Below are 6,507 nucleotides of genomic sequence, written 5' to 3' on the forward strand. Positions count from 1 at the left end.
ACGGTATCATAAACAAAACGCTCATCCTCATCCGAAACCGATTGGACCGAGTGGATTAACCGCTTCACTTCTTCCCCATCGTATGGTTCAGGAAGTTTTGTACCGTCCGGCAGTTCACGGAATCCACTTTCCTTCGGGGGTTTAGGCTCTCCCGGTCCGTGTTTATCTTTAATTATACCCAAAAACTTCAGGATTGCCCTGATGATCTTTTTGATAAAATCAAATATTTTTTTCATAATACTGGATATTTTTTATTGAATGGAATATGAGAGGCGCTCAGCGGCTTTTTCGTAGAATCCATAAACCATCATAGTGATTCATAGTTTCCTATAAAAGCCTCCTGGCGCCATATCAAACTATCTTTTGCAAAATGCCATTTCATCCCCTAAGTCATGATGATTTGCCTCACCATTCGTCATCTTCAGACTTACGCGAAGATTCACCGTATAGGCACAATTTTGAAGTGCAGATACAGATACGGTGCCCGAATATTCTACCGTACCATAAGCTTCTTCTCCCGGGGTATTGTGCGAAACGGCGGGGAAACTATGGTCTCCAGGCCCGTTCATATTTACACGGACGTTTCCCAGATTGGGATTGGCAGCGGTATATTCCACAGTAAGGGAATCACTTATGGAATCACAGCCTGAAGAACCAAGCTCCTGAATATCCATAGAAGCCACACCATCCATATTGGAGGTTCCAGAGACCCAACTGCCTCCCTGGGGTACATTCTGATAGACCGTATTGAATAGGGCCAGGGGATGAGAAGTGCCAGCTACGATCTCAGTCGAGCTGCCTTTTTCTCTTTTTAACATCCTGATTTTGAAATACCGGTTCTTTTGCAGTGAAGCGAGACCGGTAGTAGGATCACCCGGATTAAGACCGAACATATTCACCGTTCCACTAGCAATTTCATGGCTTCTCAGGTTCAATACCAGGCCATTGCTGTTTAAAAATAAAGTTCTCAACTGGGGAACCGAAATCCAGTTTCCGTTAAAGGGAACATTCTGCTCGCCTGAGTGCGGGTGAATGGCATAATAGGTTGTTTCGACGGGATTTGCAGGATTGCCGGTCAGTTTTTGGGTGTAGCCAATAACCGTATTGGCAATCTGTCCCGGAAGGACATCTTCCCATCCGGAGAGCGCCGTACCACCCGGTGCATCATATTCCCGGTATTGAAATTTGTACTCGAGGTCATTACCATTCAGTTTTTTGGTTAAAGTGCCAATCAGGGAAAGGGTGCCAAAAAATGCGTTTTCGTTCCAATGGCCCTGGGGTTTCCCTTTCGTTCTTCCCGTGCTGGTACTGATATTGGAAAGGATATCATACCTTCTGTTTAAGCCAATACTGAAAAAACCGGCTACCTTATTGGGAGGTTCAGGTAAGGGAATTTCAGGAACACATAAAGTAACACAATATATGTTGCCAATATTTTCCCTTTCCGATTCTTTTCCCTTCGAAGGCGACTCTTTATGGAATACATTGCCGTCATGAGCAAAATGAAAATATACATCGGGACCGAAATCACCCGAGAAGGGGGTTTCAACATTTACCACCGGAGAAAGGAAGGTCTTTTTGAAATCTGCTGAACGATAGAAAATGCAGAAATAGCCCCGTGCGTCGGTTTGTGCCGAGCCAATCTGATCATCGTGAATCCAGTCGTTGTCCATAGCAATGACTTCAATGCCCGGCGCCGGTTTTCTTTCCCTGTCAACATTCTCTTCAGGACAGATATACACTCTGCCACAAATCATCCATATATCCAGCCGGTCTAAAATCCGGCCGAAATTCACCTGTGATATCCCTATATCATACCGGAAAGAATAGGGATACTCTGTGTTTTCCTCATATTGATCCTTTAACTTAGGTTTAACGGTCGTATAATGCACCTGGAACGATTCAAAATCATCGTTTTTTTCTGTATTTCCCTGGCCTATATCAGGAATGGAATTGAACCGGATGTCGAATTCAACAGGTCCATTTAAATAATCCTTTTGTTTGTTGTCTACTTCGGTTTGATAAAAACCGTTTTCATCGGTCATAATTTCGGCCAGAAGCCGGCTTTTCTTTGAATCCACTTCCTTCTCATCAAGAAACCTAAACGTTTCCTTGGGAGGAGAAGCAATTGCAGCCTGAACGGCTTCCTGAGCTTCCTCTCCTTCAGGAGCTTTATAGACTCTGATTTGTACATTGGGAAGGATTTCTTTTCTTCCGCAACTGGAAGTGTATAAATTGCCATAAAATCCACGGATACTTGTCATAATCGTAAAATTTAATGTGGTTAAACAATGAATAAGTAAATAAAGGTCTGTTTTTTTGCCTCTAAGAACCATCCAAAAATAGGGATCGTTTTCATATAAATCAAGAGGGGTAACAGAGCCGGTGCGGCTATAGAGGCGGGATTCTAAGTTATTTTATTAAATAAACGGGTTAAGTGTAAATACAAAAACAACTAATAATGAATTAGTTATTAAATATTTGCACTAGGCAGATATATAAATAACAACAATACAAAAAAGTGCTGTTCAATTATCTAAATACAGGCACGTAAAAAAAAGGAAGGCATCTATATATATTAAGTCATTTCAGAAATTGTTCACGATCAGTTGTCAAAATATTCCATTCAATACAATTTAGATACATTTATGACATCATGTAGGTCATTGCCTGCATTTTCATTACTACATCGCATGTTGTAATTTAGAATAAAAATTTTAAGTCAGAATTATTTTAGGCGCTTACTTATTATTTTCTTGATTTTTTTGGCAGAAAATGAAATTCTAATATCTAATTTCGAAATTCTAAACAATATCAAATGACCAAACAAAGAAATTTCAAAACAAACCAATATGCAAAGAGCACTCATGAAAATCTTCGGTTCTATTTTAAATAAGTTTGAATAAAATGTTTTGATCTCCGGCAGCTGCCGGATTGAACATTATTATTTGTTTAGGATTTAGAAATTAGGATTTCCAGTTTATCTGGGTTAGGGTTTATACTTTTCAGACTTTATATTTCCGTTTAAGTTTAATGCTTTATCCGGGCTTTATCCATTTAATAAAATCTTCCATCCTTCATATTGTATCTGCGATGCGCATAATTGGTAATCCTGCTGTCGTGTGTTACCAGTAGTACCGTCCCACCATCCTCGGCAAATCCGGATATATACTCCAAAACTGCTTCGGCATTCCCATCATCAAGGTTTCCCGTAGGCTCATCTGCAAATAATACTTTGGGTTCATTTATCAATGCCCGGGCAAGTGCAACCCTTTGTCGCTCACCTGTACTGAGTTCCCCGGGTTTATGCCGGATCCTGTTGCTTAAGCCGAACCGATCTATCAATGTTTTTGCCCTTTTTTCCGGTGAAGAAGGATGGGAACCGGAAGCTGCAGATGGAACCAGAACATTTTCAAGTATATCCAAATAGGGAATGAGATAAAACTGCTGAAAAACAAATCCCATATTTTCAGCCCTTTCTCTGTCTCTATTGTCGGAAGAAATACTGTATAAATCCTTATCATCCAGCAGCACCTTCCCTCCTCCGGGATACAATAACCCCCCGGCCACGAGGAGCAATGTGGTCTTTCCACAGCCACTCGGCCCGTTCACTCCGACAAGCTCTCCCTTATCTGCCTCAAGAGAGACTCCATCCAGGGCTCTGATTTCCTCCTTGTTTTTCGTCTTATAAAATTTTTTCAGCCCGTTTAACCGCAATACCATTGTTTATTCTTTTCTTTAATATAACCATAGACAAATGCTCAACTACTCAAAAATAACTTTATTCACGTTCCTGAAATGCATTGTTCCCATTATTGTTCATGCAAAATAACTGCCGGATCGCGGTTGGCTGCCATCACAGAAGGGAGGAATCCTGCTGTCAGAGCCAAAACAGGTGCCAATAACAAACCCAGCATAATGATCGAAAAACTTATGAGATTTTCAGAACCAATGTTTGCAAATTCAATACCGCTCCACATGATACCAAGCCAGATTCCAACCAGAGAGCCGACAATCCCGCCTATTATTCCCATTAAAACAGATTTTCCCAGGAAAATCCGGAGTATCTGAAATCGTCTGAACCCTACTGCCCGCAGAATACCTATCTCATATCTTCTCTCGCGTACATTGTTCCATATTAAGACAAAGATCCAAACCGAAGCCCCTGCTATCAGCAATATCACCAGTACAGAAGCCAGGTTTTCCTTTTTCTGCCTCAATTCACGCTGATGTGCCAGCTCTTCACTTACCACTTCCTCATGAAGGGCAGCCGCTTTTTCCCTGACCTCAGCACGCGCCTTTATAAGTGAACTGAACTCAAAAACTTTGGCATGGGGAAGCACACCATTTACCTCTTCTTCCAACTGACCCAGTTCTTCAGTATGACAAACACATTGAAGGGCAAGAATGCCGTTTATTTTGTCCGGCCTGCCCAGAATAGCCTGTGCCCTGCCAAGGGGAATCCACACGCTTAGGTCATCTTTTGTTCCCTTTTTAGGATGTATTCGGTTTACTTCAAATGTTTCCCCTTTAATGTTTATTTTATCTCCCCGCCTGAGGTTCAATGATTCTGCTATCTCCCCGCCCAAATCGGCTTTACCTTCGCGGACCCGTTCCATTATGGGTGAACGGTATTCATCGTCACCGGTCAAATGCGCAGGTTTGCTGTACACCGGAACCTGTCCCTCAATTCCTGTTAAAAAGATATCGGTATTCCCGGTCTCCCAGTGAATTTTTTCCTGAAGCACCGGGAGAAGATGATTGAGTGTCTTCATATCACTTTCGGCAATTTTCCAGACATCCCCGTAGTCCAGATAATGGGTGGCATATCCTTTGCTTTCAAGCTCTGCTATACCCTGCTCACGATGAACAATAAGTACATTATAGCCCATATCCCGCATTATCTTTCTATAATCATCCTCAAGGCGTATCATCTCTTCTCTCAATTCCTTTTCCTTCTCTGTGAGCATTTGTTCGGTTGCCAGCTTATCGCCGGTAAGCAATATGATGGATCCAACAACCCCGGCAGTGGCTATGATCAGGGACAGTACTCCCGTTATGAAGCCATATTTTTTATGACCCATTTCCCTTTTTATAATCAACCAGATATTGATTCTTTTATCGTTTCTGTGCTTTGATATCATTTTCATGAAGTATGTGTACGTGTTTTTTATGTTCGACTACACCTTTTGGGATTAAATTCAACATGTCATCAGTGAATATTCCTATAATATAAAACAATGCCTATAAGCAATACAAGGACAATAACACCTGCAAAAATCAATATCAACTTTTGTTTAAGGTCCATTATACCGGTGGATTCATCAACAGAAGCTTCTAAACGTTCCTTACCATGTAGCTTGAAATTTTCCGGCATTTGCTTATCCGCTTCCTTTTCTTCCCCTGCCTGGGAATTTTTCTCCCCAAATTCGCCGGATAAGGCTGACTTATCTTCTGCACTTCCTTTTATTCTCCGGGAGTCTGATGCTTGATCGTCGATAATATCCAGATAAACCACTTTATCCCGATCATTCTCACTACTTTCAGTATTCTTACTCTCTCTTCCCAAACGTTGACGGGTCGCCGATTCTAAGCGACGGCGCACTTCCTCTTCTTTGCTTCTGAAATCGCCCATTCCACTCAAAGGATTGACCTTGTTTATATCCGTTAAGTGCTCGACATGCTCATCCCAATCCATTGCCAACAGCAGATCTACTCCGGGATTTGCCGCTTTAGCCTGACAAGAGCAGTCGCCGGTAATAAATTCTGCGGCATCCCTTATGTTCCATTCATTAATTCCTTCGCCTACTATGCCATAAAGTATAATTCCCCTGCCAAATACAGGGAAAACCATGGGCTCGGACTTAAATTCTTTTAGGTCCTCTTCACTGTTAAGCAGCATATTCACAACCATTTCTTCCCCGGGATCATGGCGAGAAATACGGATGATTTCGAAATTAATTCTGAGGGCATTTTTATCTTCCATCTCTTGTGAATTGTTCCGCCACATATCCGGATCAGTCAATACAAGGGACTGCTCAAGGCGATTCAATGTTTTTTCCAGCACCTCCAGGGCCTGTCGGTCCTTCTTCTTGTTTCCGCTTTCCAGTAGAACCCAGACAGCAGTCGCATCATCCAGCAGTTTGTTGGCAATGTTACTCCGTATGGGCGATTCAAGCAAAAGGTTTACATTTTCTCTGTTAAACGGCCCTGACCAGGCCACCCCATCAATTCCGCTTATCCGGGGATAGCGGAGAACCATCCATGGAAATTCAAAGGGTGTTATATCCTCTGAATATCTGTGGGTGAAAGTTTTGCCATTCCCTTCTGCATTAGTTGTTTTTACATCAATATTTGCTTCCATCCCGTGGTCGGCAGGGTTTATTTTAAGCCGATCAACCAGGGCTTGCTCTTCAGAACTGAACCCATCCTTATAGAAAATCTCCAGTCTATAAGAATCGGCTTCCCAGTATTCCAGGGCATATCTAAAAACAGGTATGGGACAGG

Annotated in this window: 5 protein-coding genes; all 5 read right to left on the reverse strand. The window is 42.1% G+C overall.

What is annotated here, in order from left to right; translation table 11 throughout:
• Nucleotides 1-236, reverse strand: a 236-nt coding sequence (locus KGY70_15080; GenBank protein ID MBS3776518.1) for a hypothetical protein, incomplete at its 3' end; no start/stop codon positions are given.
• A gap of 120 nt (nt 237-356) precedes the next feature.
• Nucleotides 357-2,264, reverse strand: a complete 1,908-nt coding sequence (locus KGY70_15085; GenBank protein MBS3776519.1) for a hypothetical protein — start codon at nt 2,262-2,264, stop codon at nt 357-359.
• A 793-nt stretch (nt 2,265-3,057) separates the two neighbouring features.
• Entirely contained in the window at nt 3,058-3,723 is a 666-nt protein-coding gene (locus KGY70_15090) for an ABC transporter ATP-binding protein (GenBank protein ID MBS3776520.1), read from the reverse strand.
• Nucleotides 3,724-3,812: 89 nt separating this feature from the next.
• A complete protein-coding gene (locus tag KGY70_15095) occupies nt 3,813-5,150 on the reverse strand; it encodes an ABC transporter permease (protein MBS3776521.1) in 1,338 nt (445 codons plus the stop codon).
• Between the two features lie 62 nt (nt 5,151-5,212).
• Nucleotides 5,213-6,507 (reverse strand): hypothetical protein (locus tag KGY70_15100; protein ID MBS3776522.1); only part of this gene is annotated, 1,295 nt, incomplete at its 5' end.

The organism is Bacteroidales bacterium (genome assembly GCA_018334875.1).
GTDB lineage: Bacteria > Bacteroidota > Bacteroidia > Bacteroidales > UBA12077 > JAGXLC01.